Raw genomic sequence first — 22,509 nt, 5'->3', positions numbered from 1 at the left:
AATCAATCCTTATCAATTTTGGTAAGGATTTTTTTTAGGTCTAAATTCTTAATACGGGTTAAGTTTTTTAACTCAGGTGCTTTTCCTGTGATAATTAAGGTTTTCTCCTCTGTTCTCATGTTTCTGAATATCAGAATTTTGTCATGTAAAATTAAAGTTACAGGCAGAACCTGAAAAGCCAAAACAGAGTAAGGAAAATTAAAAAAACTAATACAATGAAAAAAGCACTTATCGTAGGAATCAATGACTACGCGCCCATCGGATCAGGTGGTCCCGATTTAAACGGATGCATCAATGACGCACGTGATATGGCAAACACCTTAGTAATTTGTGGTTTTGCACCTTCACAAATCAGAATTTTGACCAATCAAAATGCTACAAGAGCCAATATTTTAAATTATCTAAAATCTTTGGTGAACACCAGCGTCAAAGGTGATTCTTTGGTGTTTTATTATTCAGGACACGGAACGAGAGTTGCCAACATCGGAACAGATTTAGAGATCGACGGTTTAGATGAAGCTATTTGTCCGCACGATTATGCAAGCGCAGGAGTTATTCGTGATGATGATTTTAAAGCTGTTCTCAGCAAACTGAAAGCCGGAGTAAATCTTGAAGTTGTCTTCGACTGCTGTCACTCCGGAACAGGAACAAGAAAAATGGATTTAGGACTGAGTGTAGATTTTTCTTACGAAACAGCACGTTTCATTCCACCCATGTTGGAAGATGAGTTTTATATGACGTACGCCAACGAAATTCCATTATCTAAAACTTCGAAAAAAACAACATTTACCACTAAAGCTTTAGTTCCTGTTGTCGGTATGAACCATACTTTATGGGCTGCTTCTAAGGATAACCAGGTTTCTATGGAAGGAAGTGTGAATGGGCAAATCAGAGGTTATTTTACCTATCATTTCTGCAAAATTTTGCGTGCTACCAATGGTAATATTGTCAGAAAAACGCTTGACAACCAAATCGCAATGGCATTAGCAGCAATGGGAGCTGCGCAAAGCAACCAGACTGAAAGCATCAAAACAGAATTTTCACAAAAAATATTTTCATAAAATAAATTGGCGGAATCCGAAAAGCCATCCAAAGAGTAGGAAAAAACTGATTAAAACACCAAATAATCATGTCTAATATTGAAAACAAAAACCCAATGTCTGCTGAAGAAGTTTTAAAGCTTAAAACTATTAAAGCAAAATCGGCTGAAAAATCAGCCAATTTAAAATTATCCGACAAAGAGCCAGAAATGGAAACAATCGACGGAAGAGCCTATCCAAAAGGAATGAAGTCTGTAGCCATCACAATGAATGAGAAATCAGCTGGCGATGAAAACCTTGAAACCGATTTTTTCTATCCAACTCATTCAGACTTCGAGTATCAGCCAAAATTGGAACCTAAAAAAGATCGTAAACCAAAATTTATTGAAAGAGAAAATTTCTTAAGTGCTGAAGGGGCAAGAACAATCTTCGGAGTTGATCAGAGAAAAGTATTCAATTCTACAGCGTATCCGTGGCGTTGTGTCGGAAGAGTAGAAAGCTCCTTAGGAATTGCAAGTGGTGTAATGATAGGCCCGAGACATCTTTTGACTTGTGCGCATATCATCGATTGGAAACCCAATAACCAAACAGGCTGGTTAAAATTCACACCAATGTATTATAATGGTAGCGCACCTTACGGAAGTGCTTGGGGAATCCAAACCTACTACAAACATAAAGTTGCCGGTCCAACTATTGATGGCACAGAAGTTCAGTTTGACTACGTGGTAGTCGTTCTTGACAGACCCATTGGAAACAGTACAGGCTGGTTAGGTTCTAAATCTTACTCAGATTCTTGGGATGGGCAGGCTTCTTTTACTCACGCTGGTTATCCTGCAGATTTGACGGGAACGCAAAGACCTACTTATCAAACAGGCATTGCTTTAGATGGTGATTTCTGGAGTCCGGATGATAATCAAAGTATTCAACACAAAGCTGATATCTGGCCCGGACAAAGCGGTGGCCCGTTTTGGGGGTATTGGAACGGTTCGCCGTATGCAGTTGCCACTCAAAGCGCACACAATCCGAGCATTAATTTTGCAAGTGGGGGTTCAGATTTAGTTGGTCTCGTGACAAGAGCAAGAAACGAATATCCTTAAACATTATTTTGTTTTATAAATGGAGAGTCTGGTTTTAGGATCAGGCTCTTTTTAATTTTTATAAGCTGCGGTGTATTTTTATTTTTAGTATTTCAAAAATAAGTGAAACGGCTTTGTTTAGCTTATTTTCAATAATGACTTTTTAATATTCTTTGTATACCCTTGCGTTTTTAATCGCAAAGTAAGACAAAGCTTTTTTACGATAAAACTGTTTTACTTAAGATATACAAAGGCATTTCAATTAACAAGGAAATACAATTAGTAAAGGTTTGGAGTATTTGAAAATGCAAACCGTTTTTATAATCAAAATCAAAAAAAGCACCTTCAAAAAGTGCTGTTCTGTATTTAAATAAAATTATTTTCTAAACATTTCCGTGTGTGGAATATTGTCTTCCAAATATTTCTTTCCGGTATCTTCAAAACCAAATCCTGAATAAAATCTTAAAAGATAATCTTGGGCAGAAATTCTCACTTCGCTTGTATGAAAGCGATTTTCGATGGTTTCTACTGCGTATTGGATCAGTTGTTTGCCTAAGCTTTTTCCTCTGGCTTTTTCAGTTGTTAAAACTCTTCCGATAGAAGTTTCGGGATATTTTATTCCTTTGTTGAAAATTCTGCAGTACGCTAAAACATTTTTATCTTCTTCTGCCCAAATATGTATTGCCTGCTGATCATATCCATCTAAATCATGATAAGGACAATCTTGTTCTACAACGAAAACATCCACTCTCGCTCTGATAATTTCGTAAAGTTCAGAAGTAGTAATTTCTTCAAAACTTTTTATTTTCCAAATAATATTATTCATTGAAAGTCACGCCGTTATTAACCAAAAATTCATTCGTTTTTTGAATGAAACTTAAAATCTCATCTGTTCCGGTTTTCTTTTCAGCAGATGTTACATAAATTTCAGGAAGATCTTCCCATGTTTTGTGAAGTTCAGCTTTGTAATCTTCAACATTTTTTATGGCGATATTCGGTTTTAGTTTATCAACTTTCGTGAAAACTATTGAAAACGGAACACCGCTTTCTCCACACCACTGGATAAATTCTAAATCAATATTCTGAGGAGTATGACGAGAATCAATCAAAACAAAAAGATTCACCAGATTGTTTCTATTTAAAATATAGTTGTTAATCAACTTTTCAAAATCACGTCTCATCACTTTTGAAACCTTTGCATATCCATATCCAGGTAAATCGGTAAGGTACCAACTTTCATTAATGATAAAATGATTAATCAACTGAGTTTTTCCCGGAGTTCCTGAAGTTTTTGCTAAATCTTTCCTGTTGAGCATTCCGTTGATCAATGAAGATTTTCCTACGTTTGAGCGTCCGATAAAAGCGTATTCAGGGATGGTTCCTTCAGGGCATTCCTGCCATTTTCCGCTGCTTTTTACAAACTCTGCTGTCTTTATAACCATTTTGTCTTGATTTTATTTAGAAAAATAAACCATTAAGAAATTCTTAATGGTTTACGGTCAATTTATATTTTATCTTTTACCCAATTGTATAGAATCTCGTTGAATTCATCGGGTTTTTCCATCATCGCAGCATGTCCGCATTTATCAATCCAGAAAAGATCTGAATTTGGGATAAATTTGTGCATATCTATAGCAACTTCAGGAGGTGTTACGTTGTCCTGTTTCCCCCAAATCAGGCACGTCGGGCGCACAATTTTAGGAAGATCGTTCAACATGTTGTGCTTGATGGCACTTCTTGCCAGCATCACCGTTTTGATTCCTTTCATTCTGTCATTCACTACGCTGAAAACTTCGTCTACCAAAGCCTCTGTTGCCACTGCAGGATCATAGAAAACCTCTTCTGCCTTCTTTCTTATATATGAACGGTCATTTTTTCTCGGGAAACTGTCACCAAATGCTCTTTCGTATAAACCAGAGCTTCCGGTAAGAACTAAATTTTTCACCAAGTCTGGTCTTGCTAAAGTCAAAATAAGTCCCACATGACCACCCATAGAATTTCCTACAATGGTTACGGGTTTGCCAATTTCGCTTTCGATAAATTTAATGACGTATTTGGCGATTGTTGTAAGATTGGTATTGAGTACCGGCAAATCATAGATGGGGAGCTGAGGTACATAGACCTTAAACCCTTTCTCTGAAAAAAAATTCACCATCTTGTCAAAATTGCTCAACCCACCCATTAAACCGTGCAAGAGCACCAATGGATGTCCTTCCCCAGCTTCAATGAAGGTATATTTCTTATCTTTTTTTGTACTAAATATCATAAAATCGCTTTAATAAAGCATTGCAAAAATACAAATTATACACCAAAATTTTTTTGATATCTCTAATTTAAAATAAAAATAATATAATAAGGCTTTTCTTACAGTCTTTTTTAAAAATCTTTTTATTATTCGACGAATAGCAGGGCTTGTAAGTCTTTTCGAATCAAATATTTAAACCGCTTTTGTTGACTCTGGTGTAAAACTTATTAACATTAAGTCAAAAAGTGGGAAAAAGTGGGAGCTTTTGGAAAAATTTGTATAATTTTGTCCCAAATGAGAAATTTCATTGGAACATATGAGTGCAAAATAGACGACAAAGGTCGCCTAAAGGTGCCTTCATCGCTGATTAAGCAGATGGAGAACTTTGAGGAGAAAACCTTTGTGGTAAAGCGTTCTGTGTTCCAACCGTGTCTCGAAGTTTACCCTATGAAAGCATGGGATAAGCTTATGGAAAAGATTAATAAACTAAACAGATTCATTAAAAAGAATGCTGATTTCATCAGGATGTTTACTGCAGGTGTAAAAACTGTAGAACTAGACAGCGTCGGAAGACTACAGATTTCAAAAGATCTTACGCATTATGCAAATCTTACGAAAGAAATTGTAGTGACAAGCGCAGGTGAGCTTTTCGAGATTTGGGATAAAGATGCCTATGAAAAGGTAATCGCAACCAATGAAGAAGATTTTGCAAGTCTGGCAGAAGATGTAATGGGCGCTTTTGATGAAGAATAAATAAAAGTATCACAAATGAGCATATATCACAACCCCGTTTTATTGAAGCAAAGTGTGGATGATTTGGTGACGAATCAGGACGGAATATATGTGGACTGCACATTTGGTGGTGGTGGTCATTCACAGGAAATTTTAGACAGGCTTTCTGAAAATGGAAAGCTATACGCATTTGACCAAGATTTAGATGCGCTAAAAAATACAATTGATGACCCGAAGTTTACTTTAATCAATCAAAACTTTAGATTTTTAGAAAATTCTCTTTTGATGTACGGAGTTGCGAAAGTGGATGGCGTTTTGGCTGACCTTGGCGTTTCTTCTCATCAGTTTGATGAAGCGGTGAGAGGTTTTTCCACAAGAAACAATGCGCCATTGGATATGAGAATGAATGTGATGCAGAGTTTGGATGCCAAAAAAGTAATCAATGACTACGAAGAAGATGCTTTAGCAGATATTTTTTATTACTACGGTGAATTGAGAGAAGCGAGAAAACTGGCAAGAGATATTGTTCATCACAGAAAAATAAAAGCGATCAACACAACGGAAGATCTGAAAAAAATCTTCAGCTTTCTTCCGCCGCATAAAGTGAATAAATTTTATGCACAACTTTTTCAGGCGATTAGAATTGAAGTCAATCAGGAGCTTGAAGTTTTAAAAGAAATGTTGGTTCAGGCTTACAATGTTTTGAAACCCGGAGGAAGACTAGTGGTGATTTCTTATCATTCTTTGGAAGATCGTTTGGTCAAAAGATTCCTGAAAAACGGAATGTTTGAAGGAGAACCGCAACGTGATATCTACGGAAATTATGCGAAAGCATTTGAACTTGTAAAAAGCAAAGCAATCATTCCTGATGACAAGGAAATTGAAGAAAACTCAAGAGCCAGAAGTGCTAAAATGAGAACAGGAATTAAATTATAAATGATAAATAATGATTGATCAGTGATTTAAAATCAATTATTATTAATCAATCATCAATGATAAAAAAGTGGCAAGAAAACCAACATATCGTCCTCAAAAAAGACTCACTTTTATAGACATTATAAAAGGGAATTTTCTGAACCGTGATGAGTTGACAACGCACTACAAATTTTTCCTGTTGATTTTTGTTCTGATGATGGGAATGATTTATTCAAACCATTTGGTGAACAAAAAAATTAAAATTGTTAATGCTTTAAAAGAACAAACAGAAGAGTTTAAATCAAGAAATGCTTACGCACAAAGCAAGCTCATTAAAGTAAAAATGGAATCTGAATTGGGGAAACAGGTTGCAGCAGATTCATTAATGACCTTAGAAAGTCATCCTCACAAATTGTTAATAAAATTGGACAGTACAGATGCAAAAGCCAAGTGAATACGACAACAAACGTAAAAAAACGTTACGATGGGGCTACCTCTTTGCAGTGGGGGCTCTTTGCGTGTTTGTGCTTTTCATCGGGAGAATTATTCTTCTGCAGAATACCAATGTTCAGGAAATTAAAGACGACTACATCAATAATAATTACCGAAATGCCACTTTAAAAGCCGCAAGAGGAAATCTTTATGCTTCAGACGGTTCTATTTTGGCGACGACGGTGATGCGTTATGATGTTTATCTTGATTTTAAAACAATTAAAGATACGGTCTACACCAACAATATCGGTCCGCTCACAGATTCTTTAAGCAAAATGTTCGGAAAACCGAGAGCTGATTTCAGAAAAAGATTTGACGAACAGAGAAAAAAGAAAAACCAATATTATTCTTTGGTAAAAGGTTTGGATTTCGATGAGTACGACAGAATTAGAAAATTTCCAATTTTCAGAAGAGGAAAAAATAAAGGTGGTTTCATCATCGACAGAAATTACAAAAGAGAATTAGCAACTTCAGAAATCGGCGCAGGAACAATAGGAATTGATAACGGAGTCGCAAAGGCAGGACTTGAAGGTGCTTTTTCAAAATATTTAACAGGAATTGACGGAAGCAGATACGAGCAAAGAGTAAACTCTTCTCAGTGGAAACCCATCGACTTTTGGAAAGTGAATGAACCTACCGATGGTCAGGATGTTTATACAACTTTAGATCTTAGAATTCAGGATATTGCCCATTCAGCTTTAGAAAAACAGCTGATAAATTTTGAAGCAAAACACGGAACCGTGATTGTCATGGAAGTGGCAACCGGAAAGGTGCGTGCTTTGGTTAATTTAAGAGAAACCGAGCCGGGAGTGTATGAAGATGCTTACAACTATGCTTTAAAAGATAATATTGAACCAGGGTCTACGTTCAAAACCATTTCGCTTTTGGCGGCAATGGATGACGGATTTATCGATGAAAATACAACCGTAAACGTAGGGAACGGAGTTTGGGTGTACGCAAAACAGAGAATTTCAGACGGTCACGGTGGTGGAACTTATGACATCAGTGATGTTTTGGCAAAATCGAGTAACGTGGGAACGGCAAAATTGATCACTAAATTCTACGCAGACAAACCGGAAATTTTTCTCGATCATTTAAGAAGATGGAAACTGTTTGACAAAATGGATATTGAACTTCCCGGAATTACAAAACCAAGAATTTTAACTCCAAAAAGCAAATCGTGGAATGCTGCAACATTAGCCTCAATTGGTTATGGATATGCGACCAACATCAACCTTTTGCAATTAGCAACATTTTACAACGGTGTAGCCAATAAAGGAAAAATGCTGAAACCGATTTTCATTGACAAAATAATGAAAGACGGAAAAACAGTTTTCGAAGCGAAAGAAGAAGTAATGGTTAAAAAAATGGCTTCTGATAAAGCCATTCAGATGATGACAAGCGCTTTGACGAAAGCGGTAGAAAAGGGTACAGGTAGAAGTATTTTTACCCCAAACTTGAAAATGGCAGGAAAAACAGGAACGGCAAGATTTGAATATTGGTTGCCTGGTCCGATGAAATACAGAGCATCATTTGCAGGATTTTATCCGGCAGACAATCCGAAATACACTTGCTACGTGATGATCAGTGAGCCGAATGTTTCAAAAGGTTTTTACGGAGGAACAGTTTCTGCGCCAGTTTTTAAAGAAATTGCCGGAAAAACTTTCCTGAAAACACCTCAGAATGTTGAGAAAGAAATGCTTGTCGACAGAAAGGTCAATCTGAATAAAATGGTTGAACCGAATGTAAAAGTAGCAGTTAATAATAAACAAATGCCAAATGTAGTGGGATTGATTGGTAAGAATGCTATTCCACAACTTGAAAATTTAGGATACCGTGTAGACTTTAAAGGAGTTGGAAGAATTAAAGAACAATTTCCACTTGAAGGCACAACAATCAGTAAAAACCAGAGAATTTATTTGTCTCTGCAAAATTAAAAAAAAGTCCCGAAGGGACGACCTAAAAAAGTATAGGATGAAATCCTATTAAAATAAACGGTCATAAAAAATAAAATAAACCGCATCAAAGAAATGCAATTAGTTGAATTATTAAACAGAATTCCAGTACTAGAAATTCACGGTGAAAATAACCGTGAGGTTTCCGAAATGGTTTTTGACAGCAGAAAAGTTTCCGAAAACTCTTTGTACATCGCATTGAGAGGAACGGTTGTAGACGGACATTCATTTATTGCATCTTCAATTGAAAAAGGCGCAAAAATTATTGTTTGCGAGGAACTTCCTGAAAATTTAGATGAAGACATTACTTACGTTAAAGTAAAAGATGCTTCTAAAACTTTAGGTCACTTGGCTTCCAATTTCTATGGAAATCCTTCTGAAAAGTTAAAGTTGATCGGCGTTACCGGAACTAATGGGAAGACCTCTGTTTCGACTTTGCTGTTTGATGTGTTTAAAAATTTAGGCTACGATTCAGCTTTATTGTCAACAGTAGAAATCAGAATCGGAGAAAAAATAATTCCGGCGACACACACGACTCCGGATGTAATTACCATCAATAAAATTTTGGCTCAGGCTGTTGAGGAAGGATGCGAATTTGCTTTTATGGAAGTGAGTTCTCATGGCATTGCCCAAAACAGAATTGAAGGTCTGACTTTCAAAATTGCCGGGTTTACAAATCTTACACACGATCATTTAGATTATCATAAAACGTTTGATGAATATTTAAAAATCAAGAAAAGGTTTTTTGATGAGTTAAATGAAAATGCAATCGCCATCACTAACGTAGACGATAAAAACGGAAACGTGATGCTTCAAAACACTAAGGCTGCAAAAAGGTCTTATGCTTTGAAGACGATAGCAGATTACCATGGAAGAACGTTGGAAGTAGATTTCAACGGAATGCTGTTAAACTTCAACGGAAAAGAATTCTGGACAACTTTAACAGGAAAATTCAATGTTTATAATTTGCTTTTGGTCTTCGGAATTGTTTCTGAATTAGGATTTGAACAGGATGAAATTCTTCAGGCAATCAGTATTTTGAAAAGAGTTTCTGGAAGATTTGAAACGTTCAAATCCGATGGCGGAATTTTCTTCATCGTCGATTATGCGCACACTCCAGATGCGTTGGAAAATGTTTTAGACAGCATAAACGACATTAGAACAAAAAACGAAAGACTGATTACGGTTTTCGGTTGCGGAGGCGACAGAGATCAATCCAAAAGACCTGAAATGGGAAATATTGCTTCAAAGAAATCAACTTTGGCAATCATCACTTCAGACAATCCGAGAACTGAAGATCCGAATCAGATTATAAAAGAAATTGAAGCTGGCGTTGAACCTCAAAACTTCAGCAAGTACACTTCAATTCCGGACAGAAGAGAAGCCATAAAAATGGCCATCAAATTCTCAGAACCTAAAGATATTGTTCTCGTAGCCGGAAAAGGCCACGAAAACTATCAGGAAATCAATGGTGTGAAACATCATTTTGATGACAAAGAAGTAATAAATGAGCTTTGGAAGCTTATGAGTAAGTAATAATGTAAGCTTTAAACAACTAAATCAAAATTTGAACTAAATGTTATACTACTTATACGAATACTTAACGAGCCAAGGCATCCACATTCCGGGAATGGGAATGTTGAGGTACATCTCTTTCCGTGCAGGGATGGCGGTTTTGTTGTCTTTGACTATAGCGCTTATTTACGGAAAAAGCATCATCAATTACCTGAGAGGGAAGCAGATGGGCGAGTTGGTTCGTGATCTTGGGTTAGACGGACAAAAACAAAAAGAAGGAACGCCTACAATGGGAGGTTTCATCATTATTATTGCGACTTTAATTCCTGTTTTGCTGTTTACAAGAATTACCAATATTTATATTGTTCTTCTGATTGTAACCGTAGTTTGGATGGGAGCGATCGGTTTCTTGGATGATTATTTAAAGAAAATCAAGAAAAATAAAGACGGATTAAGCGGGAAATTTAAGATTGTAGGACAAGTTGGTTTAGGGCTAATCATCGGAGTTACAATGTATTTTCATCCCGATATTACGGTTAAAAGAAAATATGCAGATACAAAAGTGGTCAACAGAAACAATGTGGAGCAAAACTTCATGCCTGCTGAGAAAATCACTGTTTCTACCGTTCCTTTTGCTAAAAACAATGAGTTTGATTACAGTGGAGTTTTATTTTGGATGAATGACGAAGATGCCCACGAATGGGCTTGGATTGTTTTCATACCAATTGTAATTTTCATTGTAACAGCGGTTTCAAACGGAGCCAATATTACCGACGGAATTGATGGTCTTGCAGCCGGAACAAGTACGGTTATTTTACTGACACTTGCGTTTTTTACCTACGTATCAGGAAACATCATTTTTGCAGATTATCTTAACATTATGTTCCTCCCAAACATGGGCGAAACCACGATTTTTGTCGTCGCCATGGTGGGAGCTGTTATCGGATTCTTCTGGTACAATACGTATCCGGCACAGGTTTTCATGGGAGATACCGGAAGTTTGATGTTGGGTGGTGTAATAGCTGTTTTGGCGGTTATTTTAAGAAAAGAATTAATGATTCCTGTGCTTTGTGGAATTTTCTTAATTGAAAATGTTTCGGTAATGCTTCAGGTAGTTGTTTTTAAATACAGAAAAAGAAAATTTGGGTTAGAATATGCCCAGAACAATAGATTGTTTAAAATGTCTCCTTTGCATCATCATTATCAGAAAGATGGTTTTCACGAAAGTAAAATCGTCAACAGAATGATTATCATCGGTGTCATGTTAGCGATTGTATGTCTTATTACATTGAAAATGAGATAAGATTAATTTAAAAATTGAAAGATTCAAATTATTTAATAATTAAATTTTTCAATCATTAAATCAAAACAGAATTATGAAAATAGTTGTTTTAGGAGGTGGAGAAAGCGGTTGTGGTGCTGCTTATTTGGCTAAAAAGAAAGGTTTGGAAGTATTTCTTTCAGACAAAGGAGCCATTAAGGATAACTACAAGCAGTTTCTGAAGGAGAATGATATTGATTTTGAAGAAGGAAACCACGATGAAGCAAGAATTTTAAGCGCAGACTGGATCGTGAAAAGCCCGGGAATCCCGAAAAAGGCAGAGATGATTCACAAAATTCATATGAAAGGAATCAGAATTTCTTCGGAAATAGAATTCGCTTCAGAATTTACCAATGCCAAGATTATCGCCATCACCGGAAGCAACGGAAAAACAACAACGACCTCTCTAATCTATTACATTCTAAAAAGTGACGGTATGAATGTAGGTTTAGGCGGAAATATCGGTTACAGTTTTGCAAAACAGGTTGCTGATGAGAACCATGAATATTATGTTTTGGAGGTTAGTTCTTTCCAGTTGGATGATATTCAGAATTTCAGACCGTATATTTCTTTGTTGTTAAACTTGTCTAAAGATCATTTGGATCAGTACAATTACAACTACGAAGAATATGCTTTGGCAAAATTCAGAATAGCTGAAAATCAGGAAAATGACAATTTTTTCATCTACAATAAAGATGACGAAATGAGCAAAAATATTCTTGAAAAATTTGAGATAAAAGCGAAGATGATTCCTTTCTCAACCAAAGAGAAACTGAATGAAGGAGGTTTTATTGATGATGATGAACTAATTGTAAAGTTGAAAGATAAATTCTCGATGAAAATTGACGAATTATCTTTAATGGGAAACCACAACGTTGCCAACAGCTTAGCCGCTTCAATTGCCGGTAAAATATTGGAAATCAATAATGAAAGTATTAGGAATTCATTAATGACCTTTCAGGCAGTGGAACATAGACTCGAATTGGTTACCGAGATTGACGGAGTGAAATTCATCAACGACAGTAAAGCGACTAACGTCAATGCAACGTATTACGCCTTAGAAAGTATGAAAACCCCAACCGTTTGGATTGTTGGTGGACAAGATAAAGGAAATGACTACTCAGAAATTGAGAATTTAGTTAAAAGAAAAGTAAAAGCAATTGTTTGCTTAGGGATTGACAATCAAAAAATTATAGACTTTTTTAAAGATAAAAAAGAGTTTATTTATGATACTTCCAGCATGGAGGAAGCGGTGAAAATCTCAAAATCATTAGCCAAAAACGGCGATACGGTTTTATTATCACCATGTTGCGCTAGCTTCGATTTATTTAAAAATTACGAAGATCGCGGCAATCAGTTTAAAGAACAGGTTTTAAAAGCAACGGCTAATAGCAATAGCTAAAAGCAAAGAATATGAACGAACGGTACACAGAAGAAAACAAATTTGAGTATCTAAAGGGCGATAAAGTGCTTTGGATGGTCATTATTGTGATATCTATTTTCTCAATTTTCCCGGTGTATTCTGCAAGTTCAAATTTGGAATACATTGTCAATAACGGAACCACAACGGGTCACGTTATGAAGCACATGTTTTTTGTGATCTTAGGTTTAGTTATCATGAGATTCGTTGGTGTGGTCAAATACGAATACATCGGTAAGCTCAGCAGTATTTTGCTTGGTTTAATGATTCTCTTATTGGTCGTTACGATGTTTACCGGACAAACGATCGATGGAGCAAGTGCCTCAAGGTGGTTGAAAATTCCGGGAACACCGATTTCATTTCAGCCTTCATCATTTGCTTTTTTAATGTTGATTATTTATCTGTGCAGATATTTAACTAAAAAAATAACCAGAGAGCGTACTGTTGGTGAAAATGTCGGCTTTATTTTTGGGCCGATTTTGCTAGTTTTTGTACTAGTGGCAAAAGATAATGGTTCTACAGCTTTGATGATTTTAATGGTTTCTGTGATTGTTTTGATCATCGGACAGCTTCACTGGAAGTACATTGCAGGATTTATTTCGTCTTCATTTGTAGCGATTGTTCTGTTTTTATTGGTTGCATTAAATACCAATTTGATCGGCGGAAACCGTGTACATACATGGATGAGCCGTATTGAAACTTTTACCTCAAGCAAAGCAAAAACTGCCGATGTTGATGATGAAAGTGTAAAGGCAAAAAACTATCAGGTAATGCAGGCAAAAGCTGCGATCGTTCACGGTGGAATTACCGGAATGGGGCCTGGAAAAAGTGCATTAAAACAAATGCTTCCACAGTCTGCATCCGATTTTATTTTCGCAGTAATTGTCGAAGAGTATGGTGCAATAGGAGCTGTTTTCCTGATCAGTATGTACCTCATTATGATTATCAGAATCGTGATGATTGCGAGTAAAATGCCAGCGTTTTTTGGCTCACTGCTCGTGCTCAGTCTCGGTGTGATGATTTTTGTACAGTTAGCGGTTAATATTGCCGTTGCTGTCAATTTAATTCCGGTAACCGGACAGCCGTTGCCATTGATAAGTTATGGGGGAACATCCATGTTGGTAACCTATTTACAGTTAGGAATTATTTTAAATATAAGCTCAAGAATCCAGATATACGATGAAGAAGGAATGGGTAAAAAACAAAGCATCGTCGAAATAAACGACATTGCTTAAGTAGTCCCGAAGGGACGATTTAATAAAGGATAGGATAGATTCCTACCAGATAATGAATCAATTAATTGATATAAAATGAACAATCAATCAGCAAACAGCCAAAAGCCACAAGCCATCCGTGTATTATTGTCCGGTGGTGGAACCGGAGGACACATCTTCCCGGCCATTGCTATTGCAGACGAAATCAAGAAAAGATTTCCTGATGCAGAATTTTTGTTCATCGGTGCCAACGGAAAAATGGAAATGGAAAAAGTTCCGCAGGCTGGTTATAAAATCGAAGGAATTGACATTGCTGGAATCGACAGGGGAAATATGTTATCCAATTTGGGTTTGCCTTTCAAGATTTTGAAAAGTTTATCTAAATCTAAAAGGATCATAAAGAATTTCGCTCCGGATTTTGCGGTAGGCACTGGCGGTTTCGCTAGCGGACCGGCTTTGTACGAAGCGAGTAAAATGGGAATTCCGATTTTTATTCAGGAGCAGAATGCGCATGCAGGAGTGACGAATAAAATATTAAGTAAAAAAGCAAAATCCGTTTTTACAGCCTATCCGAAAGTGGAAGGTTTTCCGGTTGAAAAAATAAAGTTCTTAGGAAATCCGATTCGTGAAAATATCATCTCAGGAATGCAGGAAACCTCTCAGGCAAAAGAAAAAATGGGTTTAGATCAAAATAAGCTCACCATTCTATCAGTTGGTGGTTCTTTAGGTTCAAGAACATTAAACAATGGCTGGAAAGAGAATTTAGATAAATTAAAAGAAAAAGGCTATCAGTTAATCTGGCAAACCGGAAAATTGGATTACAAAGAGATAGTTGATAGTTGTAAGTTGTCAGTTGATGGAAGTTCTGACAACCAACAACCAACAACCAATAACCAAATACAAATAAAGGAATTCATCAAAGACATGGAAACAGCATATTCTGCGGCAGATGTGATTGTTTCAAGAGCGGGTGCGATTGCTATTTCAGAATTGGCGGTAGCGCAGAAACCGGTTTTGTTGGTTCCGTTTCCATTTGCAGCAGAAGATCATCAGACCAAAAATGCGATGAATCTGGTTGAAAAGAATGCAGCCAGAATAGTAAAAGACTCTGAAATGCAGGAGAAATTCTGGAATACATTATCAGAAATTTGCGAGAGTGAAAATGTAAGAAAAGAAATGTCAGACAATCTGAAATACTTTGCTAAACCCAACGCAGCGAAAGAGATTGTGGATGAGATATTTAAAGTAATAAAATAAGAGATGAAGAAGCAGTGAGGTGGATTTATCAAATCTCAAACGTCAAATCTCAAATTAATAAGGAATGAACAATTTAGAAACATATCAAAATTTTTACTTCGTCGGAATCGGAGGTATCGGGATGAGTGCTTTGGCGCGCTACTTCCATGCTTCGGGCAAGAATGTTTTAGGCTACGATAAAACCAACACAAAACTAACTCAGCTGTTGATGAGCGAGGGAATTGATATTGTTTTTGAAGATGTTATTGATGATAAAATCACGTCACTTCAAAAAGAAAATACATTGATAATTTATACTCCGGCAATTAAAAAATTGGGGATTTTAGATTATTTTAATGAAAATCAATTTGAAGTTTTAAAACGTGCAAAAGTTTTGGGTTTAATTACCGAAAACACAGATTGCATCGCAGTTGCGGGAACTCATGGAAAGACTACAACGTCTACTTTGGTTTCACATTTATGTAAAGAAGCAGATTTGCCATTTTCATGTTTTTTAGGCGGTATTTCTGAGAATTTTAAATCGAATTTCCTGTATAACGGAACTCAATATTCTGTGGTGGAAGCCGATGAATACGATAGAAGTTTTCTTAATCTTTCTCCGGATTGGGCAGTGATCACTTCTACTGATGCAGATCATTTGGATATTTATGGAGATAAAAACACCATTGAAGAAGGTTTCAGACAGTTTGCGGCTCTAGTTCCGGAAGACCAACAGCTTTTTGTAAGAAAAGGAATTGAGATTGGAAGAGCACATAAAACCTACGCTGTAAACGAAGCTGCTGATTATTATTCAGACAATCTTCGCATGCATTATGATAAAATCTACTTCGATTTTCATACTCCGACAGAAACTATAAAAGATTTTGTCTGGGATGTTCCTGGAATTCACAATGTCGAAAATGCCACGGTTGCGTTGGCAATTCTGAATAATCTGGGAGTTGATTTTGAAACGTTGAAGAAAGCCATTGCCAATTTTAAAGGTATAAAAAGAAGATATACAAAACACATTTATCCGAGCGGTAAAATTTATATAGACGATTATGCCCATCATCCGACAGAAATTAATGCTGTAGTGGGTTCGATAAAAACGTTTTATCCGGATAAAAAGCTTTTGGTGGTTTTTCAGCCGCATTTGTTCAGTAGAACGAGAGATTTTGTTGATGGATTTGCCGAAAGTTTAAGTAATTCTGAAGAGTTGATTTTGCTTGATATTTATCCGGCAAGAGAACTTCAGGAAAACTTTGAAGGTATTACTTCAGATTGGTTGTTGGAAAAAGTGACTTTAGATAAAAAAGAAATTTCAGGTTTATCAGAAGCTTTTAATAAGATAAAAGAAAAAGAATTTGACATTTTACTCACTGTCGGTGCAGGAAATGTTGATACACTGTATGACCCGATTTGTGAGTGGCTGCAAAATATGTAATTGAACACAAAGAGCACAGAGGATTTTTCTTGATGCGAATGAGGTTTCACAGAGCCGCTTCGCTTATAAAAGTAAAAACGTGAAAGTAATATATTGATACAATGTAATTCCTCATATAAGCGGCTTTGCGAAACTGATGGATAAAAGGTATTATAAAAAACTTAGTGAACTTCGTGTTCCAAAAAATAAAACACACAAATGAATGAGAATGATATTTCAGCAATAATAATTGATGCAGGATTAAAAATTCACAGAAGTCTTGGATCAGGTTTATATGAAACAGTTTATGAGCAGTGTTTGGAGTATGAATTAAAAAACAGAGGATTGTCGGTTGAAAGACAGAAATTTCTTTCAATACAATATGAAAATTTAAATGTAGAAAATGCTTTTAAAATTGATTTATTAGTTGAAAATAAAGTTGTTGTAGAAATTAAAGCTCAGGAAGCTTTAGATAATTTTCACAATGCTCAATTATTAAATTATTTAAAATTAGGAAATTACAGATTAGGTTTATTATTAAATTTTAATTCTAAACTTTTTAAAACCGGAATTCAGAGAGTAATAAATGGATATATAAAATGAAAGCAATGTAGCTAATATAAGCGAAGCGGTTTTGTGAAACTTAAAAATAAAAAAACCTTTGTGCACTCTGTGTTCAAAAAAAAGCAAAATGAAAAACAAATACAGAATTTTAAAAATTGCCATCACAGTGATCATTCTTGGGTTCCTGCTGAGCTTCTCGTTGAAGAAATTCAGTGGTCAGAAGATTACGGATGAGAAAATTTCTGTAAAAATGAATGAGAAAACTCCGGTGTACTTTATTGACGAAAAAGACATCAAACAAATCGTCATCAAAGAAAATCCGTCAGGAAAAGTTGGAGATTTAAATATTCCGGAACTGGAAAAGAAAATCAATGCACTTCCGGCGGTCGACAGCGCTAATGTTTATTTAAATTTAAATGGAAAACTCAATCTAGACATCAAACAACGGGTTCCGGTTTTCAGGTTAAATTATAATGGAAAAGATTTTTATGTAGACGAAAAGGGAACAGAATTTCCTATTTCAAGAACGTATTCTCATCCATGCATGCTGGTGACGGGCGATGTGAAGAAAGATGAATATGAAAAGCTGGCAGAATTGGTTGATAAAATTGACAAAGATGATTTCAGCAAAAAATATTTTATTGGAATTTCAAAATATAAAGACAGCTACAATCTTTTGACGAGTGAAGGAAATTATAAAGTGGAGATTGGAGATTTAGATAATATTGAATTAAAAGTAAAAGGTTTTAAAACGTTTGTTGAGAAATATCTGGTGTTTCAGGATCCTCAAAAATATAGCATGGTGTCAGTAAAATATCAGAACCAGATTGTAACGACTTTGAATCCTTATTTTAAAGAGAACGATAGTATTTTAAAAGCGGGTCATAAAGATTTAGCAAAAACTCCGGTAGCAGTCGCTCCAGTTAAAAAAGCGGAAGTCAATCTGAAACCAGCAGTAAAAAAGGCGAGTTCAACTTCTTTAAAACCAAAAGAAAATACAAAGCCTAAAGCAGTTGTCAAACCCAAGGAGAAAAAGAAAACTCCAGAAAAGAAACCGGCCACAAAGCCAAAAGCAAAGGTCAAAATAGAATAAAAAAGAGTCCCGAAGGGATGACTTAACAAAGGATAGAATAAAATCCGATCAAATCAAAAAAAAGGAATAGGCGAGCCTATTAAATTAAATAAGTAATTAAATCAAATCGATATACACAATGGAAAATCAAGAGTATTCAGTAGGTCTTGACATCGGGACAACCAAGATTGTCGCCATTGTCGGAAGGAGGAATGCACACGGGAAAATAGAAATTCTCGGTGTTGGTAAGGCCAAAAGTCTTGGAGTTCATAAAGGAATTGTGAATAATATTTCACAAACTATTAACTCTATTAAAGCAGCTGTTGCAGAAGCACAGTCAAGTGCAGGTGTACCTATCCATAAGGTCACTGTAGGAATTGCGGGTAAACACATTCGTTCACTGCAGCATTCGGATTACATTATGCGTGAGAATCCGGACAGATTCATCACAGATGATGACATCGAAGCACTGAAAGATCAGGTGAAAAAGCTGGTCATGTTGCCGGGCGAGGAAATTATCCACGTTCTTCCGCAGGAATATAAGGTTGATTCTGAAGGTGAAATTCAGGAGCCTGTCGGGATGCACGGAAAACGTCTGGAAGCCAATTTTCATGTTGTTGTAGGACAAATGGGAAGCATCAGAAACATTGCAAGATGTGTAAGAGAAGCAGGTTTAGAGATGGAAGCACTTACTTTGGAGCCTTTAGCATCTTCTGAAGCTGTTTTAACTAAAGAAGAAAAAGAAGCGGGAGTAGCAATTGTAGACATCGGTGGTGGTACTACAGATATTGCTATTTTTAAAGATAATATTATCCGTCATACTTGCGTCATCCCTTACGGAGGCGGAATTATCACGGAAGACATCAAAGAAGGCTGTTCAATTATTGAAAAGCATGCCGAGCAATTAAAGGTTAAGTTCGGTTCTGCAGTTCCTGAGTTGGAAAAAGACAGCACATTTGTTACTATTCCAGGACTTCACGGAAGACCGGATAAAGAAATTTCCCTTAAAACTTTAGCGCAGATCATCAATGCGAGAGTGGAGGAAATTTTGGAAATGGTCAATACCGAATTAAAAGCTTACGGAGCATTTGAGCAAAAGAAAAAACTGATCGCTGGAATTGTTCTGACGGGTGGTGGTTCAAATTTAAAACATCTTCGTCAGCTGGCAAATTATACAACAGGATTCGATAGTAGAATTGGTTTCGCAAATGAATATATTGCAAACGATAAAAACCAGTATCTTAAAGGACCGGAATTTGCAACGTCTATCGGTTTGCTGATGGAAAGTTTGAAAATCAGAGATAAAAAAACGGTTGCTGTAGAAGAGGAACTTGAAATTCAGGTTGAAGCGAAAGTTGAGCAAAAAGAGCAACAAGCTATTGCTAGTTCTGAATCTCAAACTTCAGTTAATCAGACTACTGAAGAAGAGTTTAAAGCTCCTGTAACAACATCAAGACCTTCGAAACCTACTTTCGGACAGTCTCTGATGGAAAAGGTGAAAAAATTCTTTGAAGAAGTAGAATAAAAATATAAATGATGAATGATAAGCGATGAAAGATATGCTCATCAGCTATCATAGTCGATTATCAATTATAAAAAAATATAAGTATGGAAAATATAGGCACACAAGGATTTTCATTTGATCTGCCAAAAGGAAATTCTTCGATCATTAAAGTTATCGGTGTTGGTGGCGGTGGAAACAATGCCCTAAAACACATGTACGAAAAAGGAATTCACGGGGTAGATTTCGTGATTTGCAATACTGATGCGCAGACTTTAGATAACAATCCGGTTTCAAACAAGGTTCAGTTGGGAATAAACATTACTGAAGGTCTTGGAGCGGGTGCAGATCCTGAAGTGGGTGAAAAAGCAGCGATAGAAAGTATCGAAGAAATCAAGGCAGCAATGGGACAAAATACCAAGATGGTTTTCATCACCGCAGGAATGGGTGGTGGTACCGGAACGGGTGCTGCTCCGGTTATTGCTAAAGTTGCCAAAGACATGGGAATTCTTACGGTAGGTATCGTTACCGTTCCTTTTAGCTTTGAAGGGAAAAGAAGATTGGATCAGGCAGAACTTGGACTAGAAAAATTAAGAAACAATGTTGATTCATTAATTGTAATCAACAATGATAAATTAAGACAGCAATTCGGAAATCTTGGTTTCAAACAAGGATTCTCAAAAGCCGATGAAGTTTTAACCAACGCTGCAAAAGGTATGGCGGAGGTTATTACGGGTTACTTTGATGTCAACATTGACTTTAGAGATGCTAAATCTGTGCTTCAGAATTCTGGTACGGCCTTAATGTCTACAGGAACAGCTTCAGGTGAAAATAAAGCTGAAGAAGCGGTTAGAAAAGCATTAGATTCTCCATTATTGAATGACAACAAAATTACAGGCGCAAGAAACGTGTTATTGTTGATCAGAAGTGGTGTAGAAGAAGCTACGATGGACGAAATCGGTATCATCATGGATTACATCCAGAAAGAAGCTGGTCACACAGCTGATATCATTTTTGGGGTTGGTGCTGATGAAGAATTGGGCGATGCTGTAAGTGTATTGGTGATTGCGACTGGTTTTTCTAATGATAACCAAAAGTTTTCAGGTCCTACCGAGAAAATCAGAATTGGCTTAAATGATACTTTGGATAACCCAAAATCTTCTCCTTTCAAAACAAGAGATGAGAGAGAAGTAACGCCTGAGCAGGGTTATGATTTTGGAGGAAAAAACCTTTTCAGATTAGATGATGAAGATCAGGATGCGTCACAATTTAAGATGTCGGCTTCTGAAAAAAAAATGATGATCGAGGATGAAGATGTGAAAACTGAAATAAAATTCTCTGATAAAGAGGAAGATACATTAGAAAGCCCTATTCAGAGCTGGAGAAATGAAGAATCAAGTAATGAGAATGATGTTAATTTGTTTTCTTTTGATGACGACCCTAATGATTTAGAAATTCAGTCGTTCTCTTTCGATTTTGAAAATAAAAAAGAAGAGCCAAAAGAAAATTCTTTCAGCAATAATTTTTCGAACGAAAAAGCTGTTGAGTTTAATTTTACCGTTAACGAACCGATTGCTGAACCTAAATATGATTTCGGACAGCCAAAAAATGAGGTTGAAACTTCTGCGGTAATCGAGAGAGTAGAGGAAACAACTCATAAAGTTGAAACGTTTTATCAGACTCAAGAACAGCCAAAAGCTGAAGAAAAACCTGTTGTTGAAAAAAGAGTAGAAATAGAAACTACGAGACATACAGAATCTGAATTCACTTTCGTTAACAAACCTGCAGATCAGGAAAGAGCATCAGAAAGAAGAAACAAGCTGAAAGAATTCAACTCTCGTTATCAGAATTTTGATCATGTGAATGAATTTGAATCTGTACCTGCCTTCAAGAGAAAAAACATCTCTATCGACGGTTCCAATGCATCAGACCAAAATATCAACACCTATTTGTCTGACAACAACGGAAACATGCAGATCAGAGAAAACAGATTTTTAAATAAAGACGTAGACTAAAATAATGTAACAATGTGGAAATGTACCAATGTAACAACCCCGAATTGTCATGCTGAGCTTATCGAAGCATCTCATTGGTAAACTGTTACATTGATACATTGTTAAATTAATTAATATGAGTTTAGAACTTATTATAAGTGAAGCAATAAAAACAGCAATGAGAGCAAAAGACAGAGTGGCTTTAGACTCTCTTCGTGCTGTAAAATCTCAGATATTATTGCTGAAAACCGAAGCTTTAGGAGCGGAAGTTTCACCTGAGCAGGAAATTGCAATTTTGCAAAGAATGATAAAGCAACGTAAAGATTCTTATGAGCAGTTTACAGCTCAAGGGAGAAACGATTTGGCAGAAGTGGAAGATGCTCAGATGAAAGTCATTGAGAAATTTTTACCTGCACAATTATCTTCTGAAGAATTAGAAGCAGAAATCAAGCAGATAATTTCAGAAACCGGAGCTGAATCTATTAAAGATTTAGGAAAAGTTATGGGATTAGCTTCAAAAAACTTAGCCGGAAAATCTGACGGAAAAAGTATTTCCGAGATGGCTAAGAAGTTACTTTCATAAACGTGATCGATGAATGATAATTGATGTTTGATATCATTCATCAATTATAAATCATCAATTATATTTTTTTGGATATTCAACCTTTGCATATCGATTTGATTAATGAAGCCCGAAACATTATGTTTCGGGCTTCATATATTTGATAGACTCCTCATAATTACCGGTTTGTTATTCTAAAAACTTACTGATTGATAATTAAAAGGGTTGGGAA

At 36.1% G+C, this 22,509-nt stretch carries 20 protein-coding genes; 17 read left to right on the top strand and 3 right to left on the bottom strand.

From position 1 onward, the window contains the following. The first annotated feature begins 215 nt into the window (after positions 1–215). Both MQX03_RS10260 and MQX03_RS10255 read left to right on the top strand, forming a co-directional pair. On the top strand, positions 216–1,061 hold the full coding sequence (locus tag MQX03_RS10260; RefSeq protein ID WP_242802934.1) for a caspase family protein: 846 nt from the start codon (positions 216–218) through the stop codon (positions 1,059–1,061). A gap of 68 nt (positions 1,062–1,129) precedes the next feature. Then, positions 1,130–2,137: a trypsin-like serine peptidase gene (locus MQX03_RS10255; RefSeq protein WP_242802932.1), complete on the top strand. Its 1,008-nt coding sequence runs from the start codon at positions 1,130–1,132 to the stop codon at positions 2,135–2,137. A 355-nt stretch (positions 2,138–2,492) separates the two neighbouring features. Here the strand turns inward: MQX03_RS10255 and MQX03_RS10250 are convergent, their stop codons facing one another. The 3 genes from MQX03_RS10250 to MQX03_RS10240 form a co-directional block, all read right to left on the bottom strand. Continuing rightward, positions 2,493–2,942 (bottom strand): GNAT family N-acetyltransferase, encoded by a 450-nt coding sequence (locus MQX03_RS10250; protein WP_229983003.1) that lies wholly within the window; start codon positions 2,940–2,942, stop codon positions 2,493–2,495. Further along, entirely contained in the window at positions 2,935–3,558 is a 624-nt protein-coding gene (yihA, locus tag MQX03_RS10245; RefSeq protein WP_129535558.1) for a ribosome biogenesis GTP-binding protein YihA/YsxC, read from the bottom strand. The genes MQX03_RS10250 and yihA overlap by 8 nt, the downstream gene beginning before the upstream one ends. A gap of 62 nt (positions 3,559–3,620) precedes the next feature. Further along, positions 3,621–4,382, bottom strand: a complete 762-nt coding sequence (locus tag MQX03_RS10240; RefSeq protein ID WP_129535559.1) for an alpha/beta fold hydrolase — start codon at positions 4,380–4,382, stop codon at positions 3,621–3,623. Positions 4,383–4,655: 273 nt separating this feature from the next. Between MQX03_RS10240 and mraZ the strand changes: the two genes are divergently transcribed. From mraZ to MQX03_RS10165, 15 genes are all read left to right on the top strand, one after another. Further along, a complete protein-coding gene (mraZ, locus tag MQX03_RS10235) occupies positions 4,656–5,114 on the top strand; it encodes a division/cell wall cluster transcriptional repressor MraZ (protein ID WP_242802930.1) in 459 nt (152 codons plus the stop codon). 21 nt (positions 5,115–5,135) lie between these two features. Further along, positions 5,136–6,029, top strand: coding sequence for a 16S rRNA (cytosine(1402)-N(4))-methyltransferase RsmH (rsmH, locus tag MQX03_RS10230; RefSeq protein ID WP_242802955.1), 894 nt, complete (start codon positions 5,136–5,138; stop codon positions 6,027–6,029). 67 nt (positions 6,030–6,096) lie between these two features. Next, positions 6,097–6,462 (top strand): FtsL-like putative cell division protein, encoded by a 366-nt coding sequence (locus MQX03_RS10225; RefSeq protein ID WP_129535561.1) that lies wholly within the window; start codon positions 6,097–6,099, stop codon positions 6,460–6,462. Further along, positions 6,446–8,437 carry a penicillin-binding transpeptidase domain-containing protein gene (locus MQX03_RS10220; RefSeq protein WP_242802928.1) on the top strand — a complete coding sequence of 664 codons (1,992 nt, stop codon included), beginning with the start codon at positions 6,446–6,448 and terminating at the stop codon, positions 8,435–8,437. Before MQX03_RS10225 ends, MQX03_RS10220 begins: the two co-directional genes overlap by 17 nt. Positions 8,438–8,530: 93 nt before the next feature. Next, the gene (locus MQX03_RS10215) at positions 8,531–9,991 is read left to right on the top strand and encodes a UDP-N-acetylmuramoyl-L-alanyl-D-glutamate--2,6-diaminopimelate ligase (protein WP_242802926.1); all 1,461 of its coding nucleotides are present in this window, start codon (positions 8,531–8,533) and stop codon (positions 9,989–9,991) included. A 40-nt stretch (positions 9,992–10,031) separates the two neighbouring features. Then, positions 10,032–11,273 (top strand): phospho-N-acetylmuramoyl-pentapeptide-transferase, encoded by a 1,242-nt coding sequence (gene mraY / locus MQX03_RS10210; RefSeq protein ID WP_242802924.1) that lies wholly within the window; start codon positions 10,032–10,034, stop codon positions 11,271–11,273. Between the two features lie 73 nt (positions 11,274–11,346). Continuing rightward, on the top strand, positions 11,347–12,693 hold the full coding sequence (gene murD / locus MQX03_RS10205; RefSeq protein WP_242802922.1) for a UDP-N-acetylmuramoyl-L-alanine--D-glutamate ligase: 1,347 nt from the start codon (positions 11,347–11,349) through the stop codon (positions 12,691–12,693). A gap of 11 nt (positions 12,694–12,704) precedes the next feature. Further along, on the top strand, positions 12,705–13,946 hold the full coding sequence (locus MQX03_RS10200; RefSeq protein ID WP_242802920.1) for an FtsW/RodA/SpoVE family cell cycle protein: 1,242 nt from the start codon (positions 12,705–12,707) through the stop codon (positions 13,944–13,946). Between the two features lie 75 nt (positions 13,947–14,021). Next, a complete protein-coding gene (gene murG, locus MQX03_RS10195; RefSeq protein ID WP_242802918.1) occupies positions 14,022–15,182 on the top strand; it encodes an undecaprenyldiphospho-muramoylpentapeptide beta-N-acetylglucosaminyltransferase in 1,161 nt (386 codons plus the stop codon). A gap of 64 nt (positions 15,183–15,246) precedes the next feature. Next, positions 15,247–16,605, top strand: coding sequence for a UDP-N-acetylmuramate--L-alanine ligase (gene murC / locus MQX03_RS10190; RefSeq protein ID WP_242802916.1), 1,359 nt, complete (start codon positions 15,247–15,249; stop codon positions 16,603–16,605). A 198-nt stretch (positions 16,606–16,803) separates the two neighbouring features. Then, positions 16,804–17,187 carry a GxxExxY protein gene (locus MQX03_RS10185; RefSeq protein ID WP_242802914.1) on the top strand — a complete coding sequence of 128 codons (384 nt, stop codon included), beginning with the start codon at positions 16,804–16,806 and terminating at the stop codon, positions 17,185–17,187. A gap of 88 nt (positions 17,188–17,275) precedes the next feature. Next, positions 17,276–18,241 carry a cell division protein FtsQ/DivIB gene (locus tag MQX03_RS10180; RefSeq protein ID WP_242802913.1) on the top strand — a complete coding sequence of 322 codons (966 nt, stop codon included), beginning with the start codon at positions 17,276–17,278 and terminating at the stop codon, positions 18,239–18,241. Positions 18,242–18,359: 118 nt separating this feature from the next. Next, positions 18,360–19,745 (top strand): cell division protein FtsA, encoded by a 1,386-nt coding sequence (ftsA, locus tag MQX03_RS10175; protein WP_242802911.1) that lies wholly within the window; start codon positions 18,360–18,362, stop codon positions 19,743–19,745. 83 nt (positions 19,746–19,828) lie between these two features. Continuing rightward, a complete protein-coding gene (ftsZ, locus tag MQX03_RS10170; RefSeq protein WP_242802906.1) occupies positions 19,829–21,736 on the top strand; it encodes a cell division protein FtsZ in 1,908 nt (635 codons plus the stop codon). A 115-nt stretch (positions 21,737–21,851) separates the two neighbouring features. Next, complete coding sequence (locus MQX03_RS10165; RefSeq protein ID WP_242802905.1) at positions 21,852–22,298, top strand: GatB/YqeY domain-containing protein; 447 nt, start codon at positions 21,852–21,854, stop codon at positions 22,296–22,298. The last annotated feature ends 211 nt before the right edge of the window (positions 22,299–22,509 follow it).

The sequence above is a fragment of the Chryseobacterium aahli genome (assembly GCF_022699665.1).
Taxonomy (GTDB): Bacteria; Bacteroidota; Bacteroidia; order Flavobacteriales; family Weeksellaceae; genus Chryseobacterium; species Chryseobacterium aahli.
The sequence above is the reverse complement of the archived record's forward strand: the minus strand, read 5'-3'. Positions and strand labels throughout refer to the sequence as shown.

Bases quoted from the DNA above. Each gene is read 5' to 3' on its own strand.
- MQX03_RS10260 (WP_242802934.1), top strand. From the start codon at position 216: ATGAAAAAAGCACTTATCGTAGGAATCAATGACTACGCGCCCATCGGA.
- MQX03_RS10255 (WP_242802932.1), top strand. From the start codon at position 1,130: ATGTCTAATATTGAAAACAAAAACCCAATGTCTGCTGAAGAAGTTTTA.
- MQX03_RS10250 (WP_229983003.1), bottom strand. From the start codon at position 2,942: ATGAATAATATTATTTGGAAAATAAAAAGTTTTGAAGAAATTACTACT.
- yihA (WP_129535558.1), bottom strand. From the start codon at position 3,558: ATGGTTATAAAGACAGCAGAGTTTGTAAAAAGCAGCGGAAAATGGCAG.
- MQX03_RS10240 (WP_129535559.1), bottom strand. From the start codon at position 4,382: ATGATATTTAGTACAAAAAAAGATAAGAAATATACCTTCATTGAAGCT.
- mraZ (WP_242802930.1), top strand. From the start codon at position 4,656: ATGAGAAATTTCATTGGAACATATGAGTGCAAAATAGACGACAAAGGT.
- MQX03_RS10220 (WP_242802928.1), top strand. From the start codon at position 6,446: ATGCAAAAGCCAAGTGAATACGACAACAAACGTAAAAAAACGTTACGA.
- MQX03_RS10215 (WP_242802926.1), top strand. From the start codon at position 8,531: ATGCAATTAGTTGAATTATTAAACAGAATTCCAGTACTAGAAATTCAC.
- mraY (WP_242802924.1), top strand. From the start codon at position 10,032: ATGTTATACTACTTATACGAATACTTAACGAGCCAAGGCATCCACATT.
- murD (WP_242802922.1), top strand. From the start codon at position 11,347: ATGAAAATAGTTGTTTTAGGAGGTGGAGAAAGCGGTTGTGGTGCTGCT.
- MQX03_RS10200 (WP_242802920.1), top strand. From the start codon at position 12,705: ATGAACGAACGGTACACAGAAGAAAACAAATTTGAGTATCTAAAGGGC.
- murG (WP_242802918.1), top strand. From the start codon at position 14,022: ATGAACAATCAATCAGCAAACAGCCAAAAGCCACAAGCCATCCGTGTA.
- murC (WP_242802916.1), top strand. From the start codon at position 15,247: ATGAACAATTTAGAAACATATCAAAATTTTTACTTCGTCGGAATCGGA.
- MQX03_RS10185 (WP_242802914.1), top strand. From the start codon at position 16,804: ATGAATGAGAATGATATTTCAGCAATAATAATTGATGCAGGATTAAAA.
- MQX03_RS10180 (WP_242802913.1), top strand. From the start codon at position 17,276: ATGAAAAACAAATACAGAATTTTAAAAATTGCCATCACAGTGATCATT.
- ftsA (WP_242802911.1), top strand. From the start codon at position 18,360: ATGGAAAATCAAGAGTATTCAGTAGGTCTTGACATCGGGACAACCAAG.
- ftsZ (WP_242802906.1), top strand. From the start codon at position 19,829: ATGGAAAATATAGGCACACAAGGATTTTCATTTGATCTGCCAAAAGGA.
- MQX03_RS10165 (WP_242802905.1), top strand. From the start codon at position 21,852: ATGAGTTTAGAACTTATTATAAGTGAAGCAATAAAAACAGCAATGAGA.